Annotated in this window: 21 protein-coding genes; 18 read left to right on the top strand and 3 right to left on the bottom strand. The window is 62.3% G+C overall.

Translation table 11 applies throughout. The features are described 5' to 3' along the window. Positions 1 to 62: 62 nt before the first annotated feature. The 3 genes from JC607_RS24470 to JC607_RS24460 all read right to left on the bottom strand — a co-directional run bounded on the left by JC607_RS24470 (position 63) and on the right by JC607_RS24460 (position 3040). The gene (locus tag JC607_RS24470) at positions 63 to 641 is read right to left on the bottom strand and encodes a P-loop NTPase fold protein (RefSeq protein WP_370584946.1); all 579 of its coding nucleotides are present in this window, start codon (positions 639 to 641) and stop codon (positions 63 to 65) included. Positions 642 to 968: 327 nt separating this feature from the next. Beyond that, positions 969 to 2594 carry an SDR family oxidoreductase gene (locus JC607_RS24465; RefSeq protein WP_198839321.1) on the bottom strand — a complete coding sequence of 542 codons (1626 nt, stop codon included), beginning with the start codon at positions 2592 to 2594 and terminating at the stop codon, positions 969 to 971. Further along, entirely contained in the window at positions 2591 to 3040 is a 450-nt protein-coding gene (locus JC607_RS24460) for a thiol-disulfide oxidoreductase DCC family protein (protein ID WP_198839320.1), read from the bottom strand. Before JC607_RS24460 ends, JC607_RS24465 begins: the two co-directional genes overlap by 4 nt. 1100 nt (positions 3041 to 4140) lie before the next feature. Here JC607_RS24460 and JC607_RS25685 point away from each other — a divergent pair. From JC607_RS25685 to JC607_RS24380, 18 genes are all read left to right on the top strand, one after another. After that, positions 4141 to 4788: a tyrosine-type recombinase/integrase gene (locus tag JC607_RS25685; RefSeq protein WP_370584945.1), complete on the top strand. Its 648-nt coding sequence runs from the start codon at positions 4141 to 4143 to the stop codon at positions 4786 to 4788. Continuing rightward, complete coding sequence (locus tag JC607_RS25680; protein ID WP_370584944.1) at positions 4785 to 5318, top strand: tyrosine-type recombinase/integrase; 534 nt, start codon at positions 4785 to 4787, stop codon at positions 5316 to 5318. The genes JC607_RS25685 and JC607_RS25680 overlap by 4 nt, the downstream gene beginning before the upstream one ends. Next, positions 5318 to 6151 carry a hypothetical protein gene (locus tag JC607_RS24450; protein ID WP_198839319.1) on the top strand — a complete coding sequence of 278 codons (834 nt, stop codon included), beginning with the start codon at positions 5318 to 5320 and terminating at the stop codon, positions 6149 to 6151. The genes JC607_RS25680 and JC607_RS24450 overlap by 1 nt, the downstream gene beginning before the upstream one ends. Before the next feature lie 110 nt (positions 6152 to 6261). Continuing rightward, entirely contained in the window at positions 6262 to 6483 is a 222-nt protein-coding gene (locus JC607_RS24445; RefSeq protein ID WP_370584943.1) for a helix-turn-helix transcriptional regulator, read from the top strand. Between the two features lie 101 nt (positions 6484 to 6584). Then, complete coding sequence (locus JC607_RS24440) at positions 6585 to 6869, top strand: hypothetical protein (RefSeq protein WP_198839318.1); 285 nt, start codon at positions 6585 to 6587, stop codon at positions 6867 to 6869. Positions 6870 to 6875: 6 nt separating this feature from the next. Further along, the gene (locus JC607_RS24435; RefSeq protein ID WP_198839317.1) at positions 6876 to 7856 is read left to right on the top strand and encodes a ParB N-terminal domain-containing protein; all 981 of its coding nucleotides are present in this window, start codon (positions 6876 to 6878) and stop codon (positions 7854 to 7856) included. Beyond that, positions 7853 to 8104 (top strand): hypothetical protein, encoded by a 252-nt coding sequence (locus tag JC607_RS24430; protein WP_198839316.1) that lies wholly within the window; start codon positions 7853 to 7855, stop codon positions 8102 to 8104. Before JC607_RS24435 ends, JC607_RS24430 begins: the two co-directional genes overlap by 4 nt. Beyond that, positions 8098 to 8763 carry a DEAD/DEAH box helicase gene (locus JC607_RS25675; RefSeq protein ID WP_233093142.1) on the top strand — a complete coding sequence of 222 codons (666 nt, stop codon included), beginning with the start codon at positions 8098 to 8100 and terminating at the stop codon, positions 8761 to 8763. Before JC607_RS24430 ends, JC607_RS25675 begins: the two co-directional genes overlap by 7 nt. 51 nt (positions 8764 to 8814) lie before the next feature. Beyond that, a complete protein-coding gene (locus JC607_RS25670; RefSeq protein WP_233093141.1) occupies positions 8815 to 9666 on the top strand; it encodes a helicase-related protein in 852 nt (283 codons plus the stop codon). 5 nt (positions 9667 to 9671) lie between these two features. Continuing rightward, positions 9672 to 10583, top strand: a complete 912-nt coding sequence (locus tag JC607_RS24420; protein WP_233093144.1) for a toprim domain-containing protein — start codon at positions 9672 to 9674, stop codon at positions 10581 to 10583. After that, positions 10580 to 11254, top strand: coding sequence for a ribonuclease HI (gene rnhA / locus JC607_RS24415; protein ID WP_370584942.1), 675 nt, complete (start codon positions 10580 to 10582; stop codon positions 11252 to 11254). Before JC607_RS24420 ends, rnhA begins: the two co-directional genes overlap by 4 nt. Positions 11255 to 11727: 473 nt before the next feature. Next, positions 11728 to 12102, top strand: a complete 375-nt coding sequence (locus JC607_RS24410) for a hypothetical protein (RefSeq protein ID WP_198839314.1) — start codon at positions 11728 to 11730, stop codon at positions 12100 to 12102. Beyond that, positions 12099 to 12326, top strand: a complete 228-nt coding sequence (locus tag JC607_RS24405; protein ID WP_198839313.1) for a hypothetical protein — start codon at positions 12099 to 12101, stop codon at positions 12324 to 12326. The genes JC607_RS24410 and JC607_RS24405 overlap by 4 nt, the downstream gene beginning before the upstream one ends. Further along, positions 12323 to 12595 (top strand): hypothetical protein, encoded by a 273-nt coding sequence (locus JC607_RS24400; protein WP_198839312.1) that lies wholly within the window; start codon positions 12323 to 12325, stop codon positions 12593 to 12595. The genes JC607_RS24405 and JC607_RS24400 overlap by 4 nt, the downstream gene beginning before the upstream one ends. Next, positions 12592 to 13101: a hypothetical protein gene (locus JC607_RS24395; RefSeq protein ID WP_198839311.1), complete on the top strand. Its 510-nt coding sequence runs from the start codon at positions 12592 to 12594 to the stop codon at positions 13099 to 13101. The genes JC607_RS24400 and JC607_RS24395 overlap by 4 nt, the downstream gene beginning before the upstream one ends. Then, a complete protein-coding gene (locus JC607_RS24390) occupies positions 13098 to 13292 on the top strand; it encodes a hypothetical protein (RefSeq protein WP_198839310.1) in 195 nt (64 codons plus the stop codon). The genes JC607_RS24395 and JC607_RS24390 overlap by 4 nt, the downstream gene beginning before the upstream one ends. After that, positions 13289 to 14239 (top strand): AsnC family protein, encoded by a 951-nt coding sequence (locus JC607_RS24385; protein ID WP_198839309.1) that lies wholly within the window; start codon positions 13289 to 13291, stop codon positions 14237 to 14239. Before JC607_RS24390 ends, JC607_RS24385 begins: the two co-directional genes overlap by 4 nt. A gap of 1 nt (position 14240) precedes the next feature. Beyond that, positions 14241 to 14834, top strand: a 594-nt coding sequence (locus JC607_RS24380; RefSeq protein WP_198839308.1) for a transcription termination/antitermination NusG family protein, incomplete at its 3' end; no start/stop codon positions are given.

Raw genomic sequence — 14834 nt, 5'->3', positions numbered from 1 at the left:
TTCAGCTCCTCTCCAAGCCGGGAAATGCCAGCCGAAAACTCCAGCTTCAAACGGTCCAGTTCTCAGGGGGCAGAGCAATAAGCTACGTTCGGCAAACGACCGACTGACTTGATCAGCCTTAGTACCACGAGGGCCTCGTCTGGCGACAGACAGTCTAAATCGTCCACGATAAACAGAAAGCGCTTGTCCTGAGCAGCTAAGGCGTCGGCAACGCGGCGCTGGAGTGTGTCCGTATTTTCGTCGTTGCGAATGTAGTTAGCGACAGTTGGGGATACTGCGTTCACCGCGCCTTCGGCCAGCGTTCCCGTCACGAGGTCGGCCGCAGCCCCAAGTAACTGTCCTGCACCGGCGATATGACCACCCAGCCTGGCCAAAGCGTCTTTGGCCTTCTCTCCCTTGGGCAGTTCCTTACTGAGCGTCGCGTAGAGTTCCTGAAAGAAGCCTATAGCGAGCGCGTCCTCCTTACGGTACCACCATGCTTGGATGGTTGCGACAACGGGTGCGTTGGCATCCTGAGCGAGGTGGTGGCGAACCAAGTTGATGACGCTGCTTTTGCCGGACCCCCACGGGCCGTGGATTGCCACTACGCTGCCCAATGGGCGCTTTAGCAACGCGCGATGGAATGGGCGAACGGGTCGCACCCGAAGCGGTCCTGCCCAGGATTTTCGATAGGGGCGTCGTCAAAATCGGGCATAATCCGGCTCAAAATGGTCAGATTATAGTTGGCGCGCAACATGCATTAGATGCGAACGACAAATCTGTTCGCGTCGCAACCATCTTGTCCGAGATTTTGCTGCGGCACCAGTCGCGGGGCGGCTTTAGGGAATTCTGCGGCACAGCGCCGAGTGGCACCGCCAGGCAGCTATGGGCCGACATCGCCGTGCTCGCGAGGCGGGATGCCCACCTTGGCCAGGTTTACTAAACCCGCCTTGCGGCGCGTTGCCCGCAGACCGATCCCACGCCATGTGTCACGATAGCTCTGCCCGTTCAGCCTCAGCCATACCGTCGGGCCCGGCTTCGGCAAGCCAGCCCCGATAGTGCACGAGCAGGCCCTTTGTCGCAGGTGCAAGGATCTTCACATCGAAGCAGAACCGGTCGTCGATCACATGCTCGCACGCGATCGACACTGGCATCAGCCAGCCCGGCAGGGGCAGCGGGCCGAGCCGGCCGGACACGACCGGATAGTGCAATGCACCCGCTTCGACGTTCAGGCCGAGACGGAAGGTGAAGGGGCCGAAGCTCTCGGTCATACCCTGCGCAGAGGCTGCAAGCCGCGAGCGGAAGAGACGGGTTCCGAAGCGCCGCTGCCAGGTCTCACCCTTCGCGGTGACGGTCTTGGTGACCTCAACCTCTATATCAGCGCATTCGGGCGGAAAGCCGAACAGGCGGGCAAGGAAGCGGCTCCAGCGGGAACCACCGCGCTGGACAGAGGACCGGCCCCGCCAGTGGCAGATATCGACCGTCCGATGTGTGGCGCGGATCCCCTCGGGCAATGCGTCGAAATCGGCGCCGAGCACGCGGGGGAACAGCGCCATGGCCGGTTCGCTTGCGCGTTCCGTGCGCACCCGCAGATCGGACATGGCGGCCTCGGCCTCCGCAAGCGTGATCGCCTCCAGCGCGGGGCGGGCGCCAACCGGCAGCACCGCACGGCGCAAAAGCGCGCGGGTGGCGATGGCGGGGATGAAGGGGCCGTCCTCCTCCTCGGCCAGCAGCCGCCAGAACCGGCGCTCCTGGCCCAGGGTCACCATCACCGACATGCCGCCGCGCCCGCTGCCGAAGGGCGCCAGCAGATCCGCGGCCAGCTTGAAGCCGCGTACCACAAAGGGGGTGACCGGAATCGGCAGCCAGCGGCGCAGTGCGGCGAAAGCGGCAAGCCCGTAACGCATCACCGCCAGTTCCAGCCCGGCGCGGAACTGGACCGAAGCGGCGCCGAAATGCGCCGGGAACAGCAACTGATCCGGCACCTCGATCTGCCAGCCCTGCCGGATCAGCCCGCCGGGCAGAAGGTAACAGCGCGGCTCTGACCAGCCGGTGGTTTCGGCCCATCTGCCGCCGCGCCAGACCTGGATCGGCCGGCCGATCTGGGTCAGGATCGAGGTCATGACCGAAATCCCGCGCGGGCTGCGATTGCCGGGCAGGATCGCGGTCTCGATCAGCTGCGGCATTTCATCGCCGACGAGCGCGCGAACAGCGGCGCTGGACAGCGCCGGGACCGAGGACAGCCCGGACAGGACGCAGACTCCTGCCGCCCGCGCCTCACCATCCAGCGCCGCGATGCCTGCGCAAAAAGCGGCATTATCGGCGAGATCAAGGTAATGCAGCCCGGCGGCAATTGCCGCGCGCGGCAGGTGATAGGGATCATCGCCATAGGCATGGAACGGCCCCGCCGCATCCACCACCACCTGATGGCCGGCCAGCAGATGCAGGTCGCGCTGCCGGTCCATCGGCAAAGCCGCGCAGCCGAGTTCGCCGGCCAGCCTTTGCGCCTTCGCGGCATCGCGCCCTGCCACGGTGACCTGATGCCCGTCACGGACCAGCAGCCGGGCCAGGCGCGCGCCGAAGACGCCATAGCCGCCGAGGATCAGCACCTTCACCGCATGAGCCTTTTCTGAAGCCCCGGATCGGGCAGGCCGCACAGATCGGCGCGGCCGAAAAGCGCATAGCGATTGCGCGCAAGCCTCCGGTAGAGCCAATCCCTGAGCGCTTTGGGGAAGATGCGCAGAATACCGACCAGCTGCGCCGCCCCGCCAAACCGGCTTCCGGCATGCAGAACCGCCTCGAAATCGACATGCGCGACGCCCTGGTCGATGAAGAGCCAGCTTGCCGGATCTTCCGGCACCAGCCCGTAATGGCGCAGCAGTGCGGCGCCGAGCGGGCTCTGGATCGGGCAGATCCTCACCGTCCCGGAGCGGTCGAGCCGATGGATCATCCGCGCGCCCCAACCGCAGATCGCGCATTCGCCGTCCATCACCGCCAGCGGCGCGCTGTCGTCGAAATCCGGAACCGCCGGATCCGTGCGGAAGGAATAAGGCTCGCCCATAGCCCGGCATTATCTGCCAAACGCAGGGCCGACGCAATCAAGCGCCATGCCCCTTCTCCCGCCAGTCGGGGCGCTCAAGGGGAGACACCACTCCGGGACAGCAGTAAACTGCTGCCGACCTGGGCTGTGAACCACTTTCCTGCCGCCATGCGCTTGCGGACATGGCTGGGAAACGCCTTGGGCGAGAGCAGACATTTCCTGCGATGCCTTCTGCCGTTGCAATAAAGGCAGGCCGCAATTGTAGCAGCGACCACCCTGTGCGAGCATCTTTATTCGGCGGATACTCCTTCGTGATCCCCTTGTATGGGTCTCCATTCGACTTCGTGAGAAGCGAATGCGCGGCGTCCTGGTTGGACGCTCCCCGGCAGGAAGCTCTTGCTCGCGCGAGGCCCGATTTTTCGTGGCTTCGCAATCCGGATGACGAAACCTGCAGGAGATTTCCGCAGATCAGACGGGTGGCAAGCCTCGTGCAGGGTAGTCAGGATCGCCTTCGTCAGGAACCGGGTAACCCTAGGCTGGGCTCAGGTCAATGGCACTGCCATGTGCGGGCGCGGCACGGTTTTCCAGCAGCACTACTATGAAAAGCAGACACTTAGCCGAGCGCCGGCTTCCAGGGATGCGGCCATGCAGCATCGGGCTTGCTGGCTCATGTAATCAGTCTTGCTCGCCTGCTCGTGACAAAATGTCACTTTTGTCACGAGTGAGCGCCGATACTCCAGGTGGGTGACCGTGGAAAGCCAGCTGGGAACTTACGGTATTTTAGACGAAATGTCTGTTACGCTGAGGCGGTCTTCGCAAAAATGATGGTTCCTTGACGTTCCCGCGAAATCGCCCCTGTTCCGCCTATCAATGTGGGAACCAATGTGGGGATATCACCCCTCCATCCATCTAATTCCAATAAAAACAACATCTTAATTGATATATGTGGCGGATGAGGTGTCTGCCTTCGCTAGTTCCGTGATGTTCCGTAGAGCGCCCTGCCCCCTTATTTTTCAGGCCTAATCGAGCTTGCTACGTTCCGCCGAGTTCCGCTAATGTTCACGGCAAGCCCGCGCCAAGTGGGGGAAGCTATGGCGGAATGAAAGGTTGGGATACCGATTGTGCGAAAGCCTGCGAAGAGCCTCACCGCCCGCATGGTGCAAACGGTCACCAAGCCGGGAAAGTACTTCGATGGGCATGGCCTCTATCTTAGGGTCGATCCGACCGGAGGCAAGTTCTGGGTCCAGCGCATCGTGATCAACGGCAAGCGGTGCGAGCTGGGAATGGGCAGCGTGGATTTCGTCACGCTAGCCGATGCCAGGGGCGCCGCCTTCGGTAATCGGAAGCTGGCCCGTGAAGGAGGCGATCCACTGGCGGCCCGCCGGTCCGCACAGGAGGTGATGACCTTCGAAGAGGCGGCGCGCCAGGTTCACGAGATCAACTTGCCGACCTGGAAGAACCCGAAGCACGGCGACCAGTTCCTGAACACCCTGGCAACATATGCCTTCCCGATCATCGGGAACACGCGGGCGCCCGATGTGACCACCGCTGACGTGCTGGCAGTCCTGCAACCGATCTGGCTTGAGAAGGCCGAAACCGCCCGGCGGGTCAAGCAGCGGATCGGCACCGTGATGAAGTGGTGTATCGCCAAGGGGTGGCGAAAAGATAATCCCGTGGATGCAGTCGATAAGGGGCTGCCGAAGCAGACCACAAAGAAGGAACACCGGAAGTCCCTGCCTACCCCGAAGTTGCGGCCTGCCTCGATGTGATCGCCGCCTCCAGCGCCGGCATTTCGACCAAGCTCTGCCTTGAACTGCTGATCCTGACCTGCGTCCGGTCCAATGAGGCGCGCGAGGCCCGCTGGTCAGAGTTCGACCTTCGAGCGAAGGTCTGGGAGATCCCGGCCGAGCGGATGAAGATGGACCGGCCGCACCGGGTGCCGCTGTCTGCGCGCGCGTTGGTCGCGCTTAGGAAAGCCCAGGGCCTGCATGAGAGCCTCGTGTTCCCGGGCACGATCAAAGACAAGCCGCTATCCGATGCGACCCTGTTGAAGCTGATCCGTGAGAACGGCTTTCCGGTCGATATCCACGGCTTCCGCACCAGTTTCAGGACATGGGCGCAGGAGAAAACCAGCTTTCCCCGCGAGGTTGCCGAGGCCGCGCTTGCGCACCTGTCCGGGGATGAAACCGAAAGAGCCTATGCCCGCTCCGATCTGTTCGAGAAGCGGCGCAAGATGATGGAAGCATGGGCGGGCTATCTGGATCAGAAGCCTGCGAAAGTTATTGGGAGGATCGGGTGATGTTTCGCCGCAACGGCTACTCTCCTGTTTATTTAGTTCGCGATAAGTTCCTCGAGGGGGCACAAGGGAGCAAATTCGAATCAGATGATTGGAGGTATATTGCAGCAAGGTCTATTTTAAGGAATGCTCGACAGGATGACGCCCGCGCGCGGAAAACAAAATTCTTCTCTGAGCCAACAGAAGATGAGGTGAATGCCGTATCAAGAAACAGAGATGTTGATGTTTTTTTGCAAGACAGGGCGTGGCGTGTTTTTCAAGATTATATGAGTTCAATTCCGCTATTTCTGGTTGGCCCTGATGGCGGCATAGATCAAATTGACAAAATGATACTTAGAAATAGACGTCCTTTTCGCCTAAAGGATTTTTCAGGTGGAGATTGGATATTTCTGGATAGCAGATATATGTATGTCAGCACGGAATCTGCTTTAATAGAGGCAAACGCGGCCTCAGTTTTTATGAACAGTTGGATAATTGAAAAGTTTAGCGCTTCAAGCAGAAGGCTCACTGAGACCATTGCTAAAAGCGGCATCTTGGCCAAGATGCTCTCGCGATTCGACGGGTACTCATTGTCAATTGAAGACAAGCTGTTTCCGTCGAATGATAGCATATCAGAGATGCTTCGCCACGGAAGCTCTGCGGGAGAGGGAACCGCCGCCAATGGAGGGGATAAGGTGATCGGCGACAATCTAAGATATGTCGCAGAGTGTTTCTACACGGCTTATCCAGAGGGAAAGGAAGGAACCGGAGACACTTGGGAGGAAGTTCAGGAAAAGCTGGGTTTTTCTCGACGAACGATCAACAGAGCGCTGGCCCGTTATGTGAGTAACCCATAAGAAGCTGGGCAGGACATTTGCACACCCCTGCCCACATGCCCACCTTCCCAAGTCAAAAATGATCTCGCATGTTCACCCCATGTTCCGCCAACAGCATGGGGTGACCAAAAATGGCAGAGACAATGCGTAGGCTCGTCGCGGAGAGATATCTACGTCGGAAATCGGTCGAAGAGATTACCAGTCTGAGCCGCACGACCATCTATGATTTGATGAACAAGGGCGACTTTCCACGCCCGGTGAAGCTCACGGGCCGGGCGGTCGCATGGCCGGAAAGCGCAATTCAGGAATGGCTTTCCTCCCGCCCGAGCACTGCACCGCAGGCAGCCGCATAAAAGAGACCCGCTCCATTTCTGGGCGGGCCTCGGGGCGTTCTATCTCACAAAATCAGAATAGCCCCTCCCGTCCTCAGGCGCAAATCATTTGAGGACCGAGCATGTCAGCAATCGGGAAGTTTCCCGCAATCAGCCATATCCGGGTCTATCCGAACCCGGCCGGCGGCTTTGATATCCATGTGCGCCATCGTGACGGCCTGAGCCTGCGCGATACCAAGCCGACCATTGAGGAAGCGCTGAGCGTGGCCCACGGGCTTAATGGCACGGCGCAGAAGGAACCGATCTTCGTTTATCAGCGCGATCTGGAAACGATGCTCAAGGTTCACGGCTGGGAACAGCTCGCGCTGACCCCGCCGCGCCACTCCGCCACGAATATCGGGGAGTGATCGGCTTTGATCAGAATTGACGCGATCAGCACTTTCGACCGGATCCGCCAGGCGGATCGCAGGCATGTCGATGCGCTGGCGGACAGCATCCTGGAAGTCGGGCTTCTGAACCCGGTGACCGTTTGCCCGAGGGATGGCGGCTTTGTCCTGATCGCCGGGATGCACCGCATGGAAGCCTGCCGGTCTCTGGGCTGGGATGAGATCCCGGCAACAATCCTCGACCTCGATCAACAGCGCCAGATCATCGCTGAGTGCGACGAAAACCTGTGCGCGCCGGTCCTGTCGGCCTCAGAGCGCGCCATGTTCACGCGGCGCAGGAAAGAGGCCTATGAGGCACTGCACCCGGAGACGAAGCACGGCGGGGACCGGAAGAGCGATCAAGTCGCCAACTTGGCGACACGATCCGACAAGGACCGCTTCACTGCCGACACCGCAGCCAAAACCGGTCAATCGGAGCGCGCGGTCCAGCGAGACGCAGAGCGCGGCGCGAAGGTCTCCGATGAAGCGCTGGACGCGGTGCGCGGCACCAAGCTGGACACCGGGCGATATCTCGACACGCTGAAGTCGGTCCCTCCTGATGAGCAGGCCGCAAAGGTTCAGGCGGATCTGACTGCGCCCCCCGCCTCAAAGGATGATCCGGACTCAGAAACCGAAGAGGATCCGGCGACTGCAAAGGCCCGCCGCGACCTGGCGAAGCTGACACCTGCGGCACTGATTGATGACGTGATCGGCCTGCGGGCTGATGTTGCCGACGCAAAAGCCGATGCCCGCACGGCAAAAGCCGAGATCGCCGAGTTGAAGGAGAAACTGCGCGACTTCGACGGCGACAGCGCCGAGGCGATCAGGCGCCTTCAGAAGGCCGCCGATTATGAGCGCGGCAAGGCCTGGCGGGCCACCGAAGAACAGGGCCGCCTCCAGAAGCAAATCCATGCCCTCAAGAAGCGCATCGGCGAACTCGAAAACATGGGGATTCCTCTTAACTCATGAGCATCATCGACCGCATCCGAGCAAATGGCGGCGAAGTAATCCGCGATCAGTGGCGAATTTCTCTGCGCCCGGGCCGCATGACGCTTGCCGCGACCGCGTGGGTCAAAGACCGCTGGCGGGAGTTGTGCCGCGAGATCTGGCCCGAGTTTGACGACTGGGAAGAGCGCGCCGCGATCATGGAATTTGACGGGGGCATGAGTCGGGATGACGCCGAGGCTGCCGCATACAGGAGGGTCATGGGATGCTGATGCTGACCCCGAAGAAGGAAATCCAGCTTCGCGATTACCAGACCGCCGCCGTTGAGGCGCTGCGCGAAGGCATCCGGCAATCCCGCCGCCGGCAGGTACTGGTTGCCCCGACCGGCGCCGGAAAGACGGTGATCGCTTCGCATCTGCTCAATGAGGCGGATCGTAAGGGATCATATGCCCTGTTCCTCGTGGATCGGGTCGCTCTGGTCAATCAGACCTCGGAGACGCTGGACGAATACGGCATCCGGCACGGGATCGTGCAGGGCATCAACGACCGCTGGGCGCCGCGTGAGAATGTTCAGGTCTGCTCGATCCAGTCGCTGGCGCGGCGCACCCTGCCCAGAACGCCCTCGCTGGTCATTTATGACGAAGCGCACGCGATGTATAAATCTTCGCTGGATTTCATCGCGGCCCATCCCGAGGCCGTTGCCATCGGCCTGACCGCCACGCCCTTCACCCCGGGCATGGAGCAACACTGGTCCGGGCTGGTCAATGTCACCACCACCCGCAAGCTGATCGAGACAGGCTTCCTGATCGAGCCGAAAATCTATGTCGCCCGGTCCCCGGATGATGCCGAACTCGGGTTGGACAGCTATGGCGAGTTTTCCGAGAGCAGCGCGTCAGAGGCCGGTATTCGGATTGTCGGTGATGTGGTCTAGGAGTGGATCAGGAAGACCCGCGAGCACTTCGGCGGCCCGGTCAAAACCATCGTGTTTTCGCCGACCGTTGACCATGGGCGCGAGATCTGCGCCGCGTTCTCTGCTGCGGGCTTCAATTTCCAACAGATCAGCTATCTCGACAAATCCGATGCCGAGCGGGCTGGGAAAATTGCCGAGTTCCGCCGGCCTGACAGCGTGATCCACGGCCTCGTCTCTTGCGGTGTACTGACGAAAGGCTTCGACGTCGCAGATGTGTGCTGCGGCATCAGTTGCAAGCCCTATCGCAAGAGCCTGTCCAGTCACCTGCAAGAGATTGGCCGCGTGATGCGCCCGATCATCGGCGGTGACAAGAAGGCGATCTGGCTGGATCATTCCGGCAACATCGAACGTTTCGCCGTCGACATGCTGGACGTATGGGACAATGGCGCTGGCGAAATGTCGGATGCCGAGAAGCGCGACAGCACCCCCCGCAAACGGGAAGAGAGCCAGCGAGAAAAGCCAGTCTGCCCGGAATGCAGCGGAATGCTTCGCGGCAATGCTTGCCTCGCCTGCGGCTGGGAGCGGCCCGCGCGCTCAGAGATTGTCGCGGTCGATGGTGCGATGCGTGAATTCGATGCGGCAGCGCTGGGGATGAAGGCGCGGGCGGGACTTCGGGCCGATTGCCTCGGCCAGCCCCGCAAGGTCTGGGAGGCCGCGCTTGCATATACCCATAGTCACAGCACGAAGGGCCGGAATCACGCTCTCAAGTGGGCGAAGGGCATCTTCCACGGCGTTTACCCGAACGACTGGCCTGCCAGATCGTGGGGCGTTGAACCGCCGCAGATGGCAGACCAGGCCGCCTATGCGTTGATCGAGCGCGAACAAAAGCGTTTCCGTAAGGGCAGCAAGCGGAGGGGATCGTGACCCACATGACCCTTTCCGACGCCATGCTGGACGGCTGCCGCGCTGTAGGCATCGAGCCGCCGCGCAAGACGATCATCGGCCAGTGGGTGAAATGCCCGGTCACCGGCAAGGCCCGGTCAAACACCTCTGGCCGCGTGATGATATTTGACGATGAGACTGGTGGTATCGCCTGGAATTGGGCGACCGGCGAGCAACACACCTTCCGCGTCGGTGGTGAGGGCTATGGCAAGGTTTCAGCGCCGCGCCGCGATCCTGAGGCCGAGCGCCGCGAGCGTGAAGAGCGCGAGGCGGTGGCCCGGGTCTGTGCCGATATTGTCCGCACCGCAGAACAGGCCGCGCACCCGTATCTCGCGCGCAAGGGCTTCGCGGAAGAGCTGGGGCTGGTCCATGAGGCTCCCTGGCGCCACTTCCCGCACGGCCCCCTTGGCGAGGCCCTGACGCGCGCCATGCCGCAAGGTGATGGCCCCTGGCTGATTGTGCCGGGCCGCATCGGCCAGCGTGTGACCACAGTGCAATTCATTGCCCCGGATGGTGGCAAGAAAAACGTCCTCAATGGCGTGATGGGCGGCGCCAGCCACCGGATCGCCACCGGCCGCGAGACATGGGTCTGCGAGGGCATCGCGACCGCGCTGAGCGTCAGGGCGGCGCTACGGATGCTTGGCCGCTCAGCGACCGTGCTTTCAGCCTTCTCGGCTCACAATGTCGCAAAGGTTGCTGCAGCAATCCCCGGCGCGATCATAGCCGCCGATCACGACAAGCCGGTCGAGAGCCTGCACGGCAAAGGCACCGGCGAATTCTACGCGGCCCAGAGCGGCTGCCAGTGGGTGATGCCGCCCTGCCTCGGGGATTTTAACGATCAGCACCAGGCTGAAGGATTGCGGGCCGTGGCGCTGCATTTGCGGGGGATTGCTGTATGAGCTGGACCACCGAGGAAGTGCGCGGTGTAGCGTGCCCAAACTGCCGGGCCGAGATCGGCGCTCCATGCACCTACAACGGCAAGGGAGCCGAGAAAGCGATGCGTCTCGGCAACCATCATCAAGCCAGGGTTGACGAAATGGTCAAGGCCCGGCGGGCGGCCAGAAGTGAGGGCCGTCGCGCATCTCAGGTTCAAACTGCTGAGCCAGAACCGACATCCTTCGACGTGATTATTCACACGGATGGGGCTTGCGCTGGCAACCCCGGTCCCGGCGGCTGGGGGGTAGTGATCGAAGACAGGCGCGGGGCCTCCAGAGGCGGGCGCGAGTTTCAGGGGCATGCGCTCAGCGCGACCAACAATCAGATGGAACTGATGGCCGCGATCATGGCCCTCGAAGCCATAACCACCACGGCAAGCATCCAAATCCATTCTGACAGCCAGTATGTCATTCGCGGGATCACCCGCTGGATCCACAAATGGAAAGCCCAGGGCTGGAAGGTTCAGGGCGGCGGGGAGGTCAAGAATATTGGCCTCTGGCAGCGCCTCGATGCGGCCCGCCAGCGCCATAAGGTGCGGTGGTGCTGGGTGAAGGGCCACGCGGGAAACCCCGGAAACGAGCGCGCCGACACCATTGCGTGCGCCATGCGAGACAAGGCCCGCCGTTTGGCGTGACCTGAGACGCTGCGTTCGGTGCGATGGACCCGGGCGCAGCAGAGTTGGAAGCCTGGGAGCAGACCGTGTCAGAGCGGGCATATCGCCAGGTCACCGCGACCAAATCCCATCGCCGTTTCCTGACCGGTGTGCGTCATCACCGGGTTCGCTCCGGGGATTTGACCCGACCCGTGCCGATGCGACCCCGTCTGGTCCGGCACAGAAGCGCGACACTAAAACCCACCGGCTGGTGAACCAGATGCTTCGGCTCTGGGGAGGTTGACCGGGGACCGTGCAAGGCCGGGAGCGGCAGCGCGGGCTGAGTGAAAGCCTCAGGGGGAAGCGGCTGGCCACCGACAAAAGGCATCGCGCGGATACGGAGCTTCGACGGGCTTCTCTCTGTCTCAGGCCAATACCGGCCCGGGAGTAGCGGGGGGAAGTAGCGGGTCACGGCCTGCGTAGATTGTTTAACGGTTGAACCAAGCTGGACAGATATGGACACCCCATCGCTCAACGACTGCAAAACCTACAGCCTCGCTGAAATCGACCAGATGCAGATCCCGCCGCGCCGGTTTGGGTCGGACGTGAAGAGCTGGCCGATGATCGACTCCGCGCCCGAGTGCCCGGCGCTGACCGACGACCTCAGCCGGATCATGTACAAGGGCCGCCAGTGGGCCGTTACCAAGTACGGCATCGAGCGCTGTGACGGGAAGCACTACGCGATCCCCAAGGGCCAGCTGCGCATGCACCGCGGCAAAAGCTGGATCGAGCATATGGCCGGGAAATACTGGGTCGATATGCCCGACTTCACCGCCGCGCTGGGCGTCGCCTTCCTCTTCCATCGCCACGAGGGAGGGCAGCAGGATTGACCCCGACCCGCAAGGCCCTTGTCCGGGCGAATGGCGCGACCGGCGCGCTGGAAGAGGTCACGCTCTCCCGCGCGCCCTGGGATGCCCAGATCACCGAGCCTGACGCCCGGGAAGAAACCCGGCCCGACTTCACCCTCATTCGACCCACGCCCCGCAAGGATCTGACCCGCGCCCAGATGGTGATCGCGGTCCTGCGGGCTGAACTCAAGGAGATCCGCGCATGACCAACGTCATCCAGTTCCCTGGAAACCATATCGAGATCGTCGCCTGCATTGTGACCGCAGAGGAAGTTCAGGGCGCCGCCGGCATCCGTAAGATTTCTGAGCGTATCGGGCGGAGGGTCTACCTCGTGGAAAGCGTCAACATCGACGGGAGGCTGTGCCTCTGGGATTGCGACACCCACGGGGAAGCACTGCATCGGGCCAAGGGCTACCGGCGCGAAGGATGGGGGCCGGTGATCGACCTCTGCACCGGGATGGAGGGCCGCGCATGAAGCCGATCAAGCCATATCTCACCGTCAGCGTCTGGCAGATCGGCACCAGCGATTATGCCGTACGCGGCTACCGGCGCGGCATCAGCGTTCAGGTCGCGCGCTGCGATGATCTGATCGAGGCTCTGTCCGTCGCCCTGACCACGCCGCGCAAACAGCCTGCGGTGTCCGTGGTGCCAAGCGCTGAAATCGGGGTAGTGACAGCACCGGCTCCCGGCACCCCTTCCGATCAACAAAATAAGGCTGAAACGGTGGTGACCAAGGACGCGACCGGCCAGGTCAGCACCATCCCAGATCGGGCCATCAGCGAGATGGCGGCGCTTGAGGCCATCCGGGGTGAGAGAAAGCAGCACGCCCTGCAGTTTCCTGAATCAGGCGATGAAGAACTGGATCACGGCAACCGGATGTTTCGGGCCGGCCTCAGTCATGCCTTCAGCGTTGTTCGCGCCCTGCCGGATTTCCTCAGCTCAGCGCCCTTTAATCGCCCGGATACGGGAGGCGTCGCATGAAGGCGCGTTTTGGGAAGCCCCTCGTAAATCTCGAAACCGGTACTCTGACCCACACCGTGGAGGTCTTCGCTCGTGGTGGCTGGTACTATCTCGCCGAGCACAGCCCTGAGTCCGGAAAAGCTGAAATCTGGCAGGGCACCGCGGATGAGGCCGAGGCTAAAATCGCAGACCTGAAAGCGAGGGTAGCATGAACGCCCACGCATCCACACTGGACACCGACAAGCTGCGAAAGCTGAAGGCGCTGATGGACGGCGGCAAAACGCTCGGCGAGCGGCAGGCGGCGAAGCGTAAAGCCGAAACGCTCGCCACCCGGGCCGGTCTCGCACTTTGGCAAGCCATGTCCAAGCTGGACGAGCCTGTCAGGATCGTCAGAACCGCCTCGCCCTCCTTTGCCGACATCTTCGGCGCGATGGATGATGAGGAAGAGCGCAGGAACCCCGGCCACAAGGCCCGTCAGGCCAAGGAGCGGGCTGAGAAGGAAGCAAGGCGCCGCGCGCGCTGCGATGCCCTCGCTGCGCAATACGGCAGCCTGGAGGCGGTGTTCGAAGATACCGAGGTCGAGGCGGCCTTGCGCGAGGCCCTCAAGCATCTGGAAGACCCCGCAAACCGCATGTGGGGATATGAGGACTATCGCGCCAGCGAACCCACGCCCGCGATGTGGGAAGCGATCCGGTCGGCGGTTCATGTGCCGACGACGCTGCCTGAGTTGCTGGCTCTGCACCGGGCTCAGGAGGCACTCGGAACCGACCGCTACACGGTCGATGACCATTGGACACCCTGGCACTGGTCTGAGGCTTGGCGCGGCGCGCTGGAGCAACTGCTGGACACTCTGGCCGATCCGACTGCGGAAGGTGTCGCGGCTCGCATCGACTGGATGCTGGATCTGGCAAAGCGGGATTTCTCTCGCGGGGCTGAACGCGATGAGGTGGTGCTCGCTGCCCTGAAAGCCGACTTCGCCGCCCTCACTGCCAGTGTCCAGACCGGACAGCCGCAGCCCCAGACCGAGACGCAGCGCCGTGCAGCCGTCCTCGATCTGCTGCGCCATCAATCCGAACTGACAGACCGCGAAATCGCCCGCCGCGCCGGGGTCAGCCCGACCACCGTGGGCAAGCAACGCCGCAAGATGGAGACCCTTTGAAATGTGGACGAAACACGAGCACCACGGCGGCGAATACACCGGCCCGGCAGCGGCCCTTGTCCGGCCGGTTTATCGCGGCAAGGCGACCGGAGACAGGCGCCCCGTGACGCATGCCGATCTGCTGCGCTGGCAGCATGACGGGGGAGCCGACGACATTCTGGCCTTCGATGTCTGGTCGTCTGACCGTGATCTGCGCGCCATCGGCAAGGCTCCACCGCCCGGCTGGTACGGCATCCGCTGCCTGACCGGCAAAGAGACCGAGGCGCGGGAAGAACTGGAGGCGCTGGGCGTCGAGGTGGTGCCTCTGACCTATCGCACCCGCACCTGGCCCCGGAAAAAGCGGCGCTCTGTGATCGTGGAGCGCCCGCTGTGCCCGAGCTATGTCTTCGCCTCCATCCAGCCCGGGCAATGGCCGCAGGTCCGCGCCTGCAATCGGGTGATCGGGTGGATTGCTGACGACAAAGGGCCGCTGCCGGTCGCCAGCGAGCATCAGCTCCGCAAGCTCCAGAACGCCGCCTCTGCCGGTGCCTTTGACGACACGGTGGACCTGTCCCGGTTCTGTTCCGGTCTTCTGAGAGCGATGCTCTCTTCAAAG

Source organism: Paracoccus sp. IB05 (assembly GCF_016405985.1).
Taxonomy (GTDB): Bacteria; Pseudomonadota; Alphaproteobacteria; order Rhodobacterales; family Rhodobacteraceae; genus Pseudogemmobacter.
This window is presented reverse-complemented; position numbering and strand designations above follow the sequence as displayed.

What these genes read in the sequence shown, in the direction of transcription:
- JC607_RS24460 (WP_198839320.1), bottom strand. Translation starts at nt 3,040, where the DNA reads ATGGGCGAGCCTTATTCCTTCCGCACGGATCCGGCGGTTCCGGATTTC.
- JC607_RS24450 (WP_198839319.1), top strand. Translation starts at nt 5,318, where the DNA reads ATGTTTCGCCGCAACGGCTACTCTCCTGTTTATTTAGTTCGCGATAAG.
- JC607_RS24445 (WP_370584943.1), top strand. Translation starts at nt 6,262, where the DNA reads ATGGCAGAGACAATGCGTAGGCTCGTCGCGGAGAGATATCTACGTCGG.
- JC607_RS24440 (WP_198839318.1), top strand. Translation starts at nt 6,585, where the DNA reads ATGTCAGCAATCGGGAAGTTTCCCGCAATCAGCCATATCCGGGTCTAT.
- JC607_RS24430 (WP_198839316.1), top strand. Translation starts at nt 7,853, where the DNA reads ATGAGCATCATCGACCGCATCCGAGCAAATGGCGGCGAAGTAATCCGC.
- JC607_RS25675 (WP_233093142.1), top strand. Translation starts at nt 8,098, where the DNA reads ATGCTGATGCTGACCCCGAAGAAGGAAATCCAGCTTCGCGATTACCAG.
- JC607_RS24420 (WP_233093144.1), top strand. Translation starts at nt 9,672, where the DNA reads ATGACCCTTTCCGACGCCATGCTGGACGGCTGCCGCGCTGTAGGCATC.
- rnhA (WP_370584942.1), top strand. Translation starts at nt 10,580, where the DNA reads ATGAGCTGGACCACCGAGGAAGTGCGCGGTGTAGCGTGCCCAAACTGC.
- JC607_RS24410 (WP_198839314.1), top strand. Translation starts at nt 11,728, where the DNA reads ATGGACACCCCATCGCTCAACGACTGCAAAACCTACAGCCTCGCTGAA.
- JC607_RS24400 (WP_198839312.1), top strand. Translation starts at nt 12,323, where the DNA reads ATGACCAACGTCATCCAGTTCCCTGGAAACCATATCGAGATCGTCGCC.
- JC607_RS24395 (WP_198839311.1), top strand. Translation starts at nt 12,592, where the DNA reads ATGAAGCCGATCAAGCCATATCTCACCGTCAGCGTCTGGCAGATCGGC.
- JC607_RS24390 (WP_198839310.1), top strand. Translation starts at nt 13,098, where the DNA reads ATGAAGGCGCGTTTTGGGAAGCCCCTCGTAAATCTCGAAACCGGTACT.
- JC607_RS24385 (WP_198839309.1), top strand. Translation starts at nt 13,289, where the DNA reads ATGAACGCCCACGCATCCACACTGGACACCGACAAGCTGCGAAAGCTG.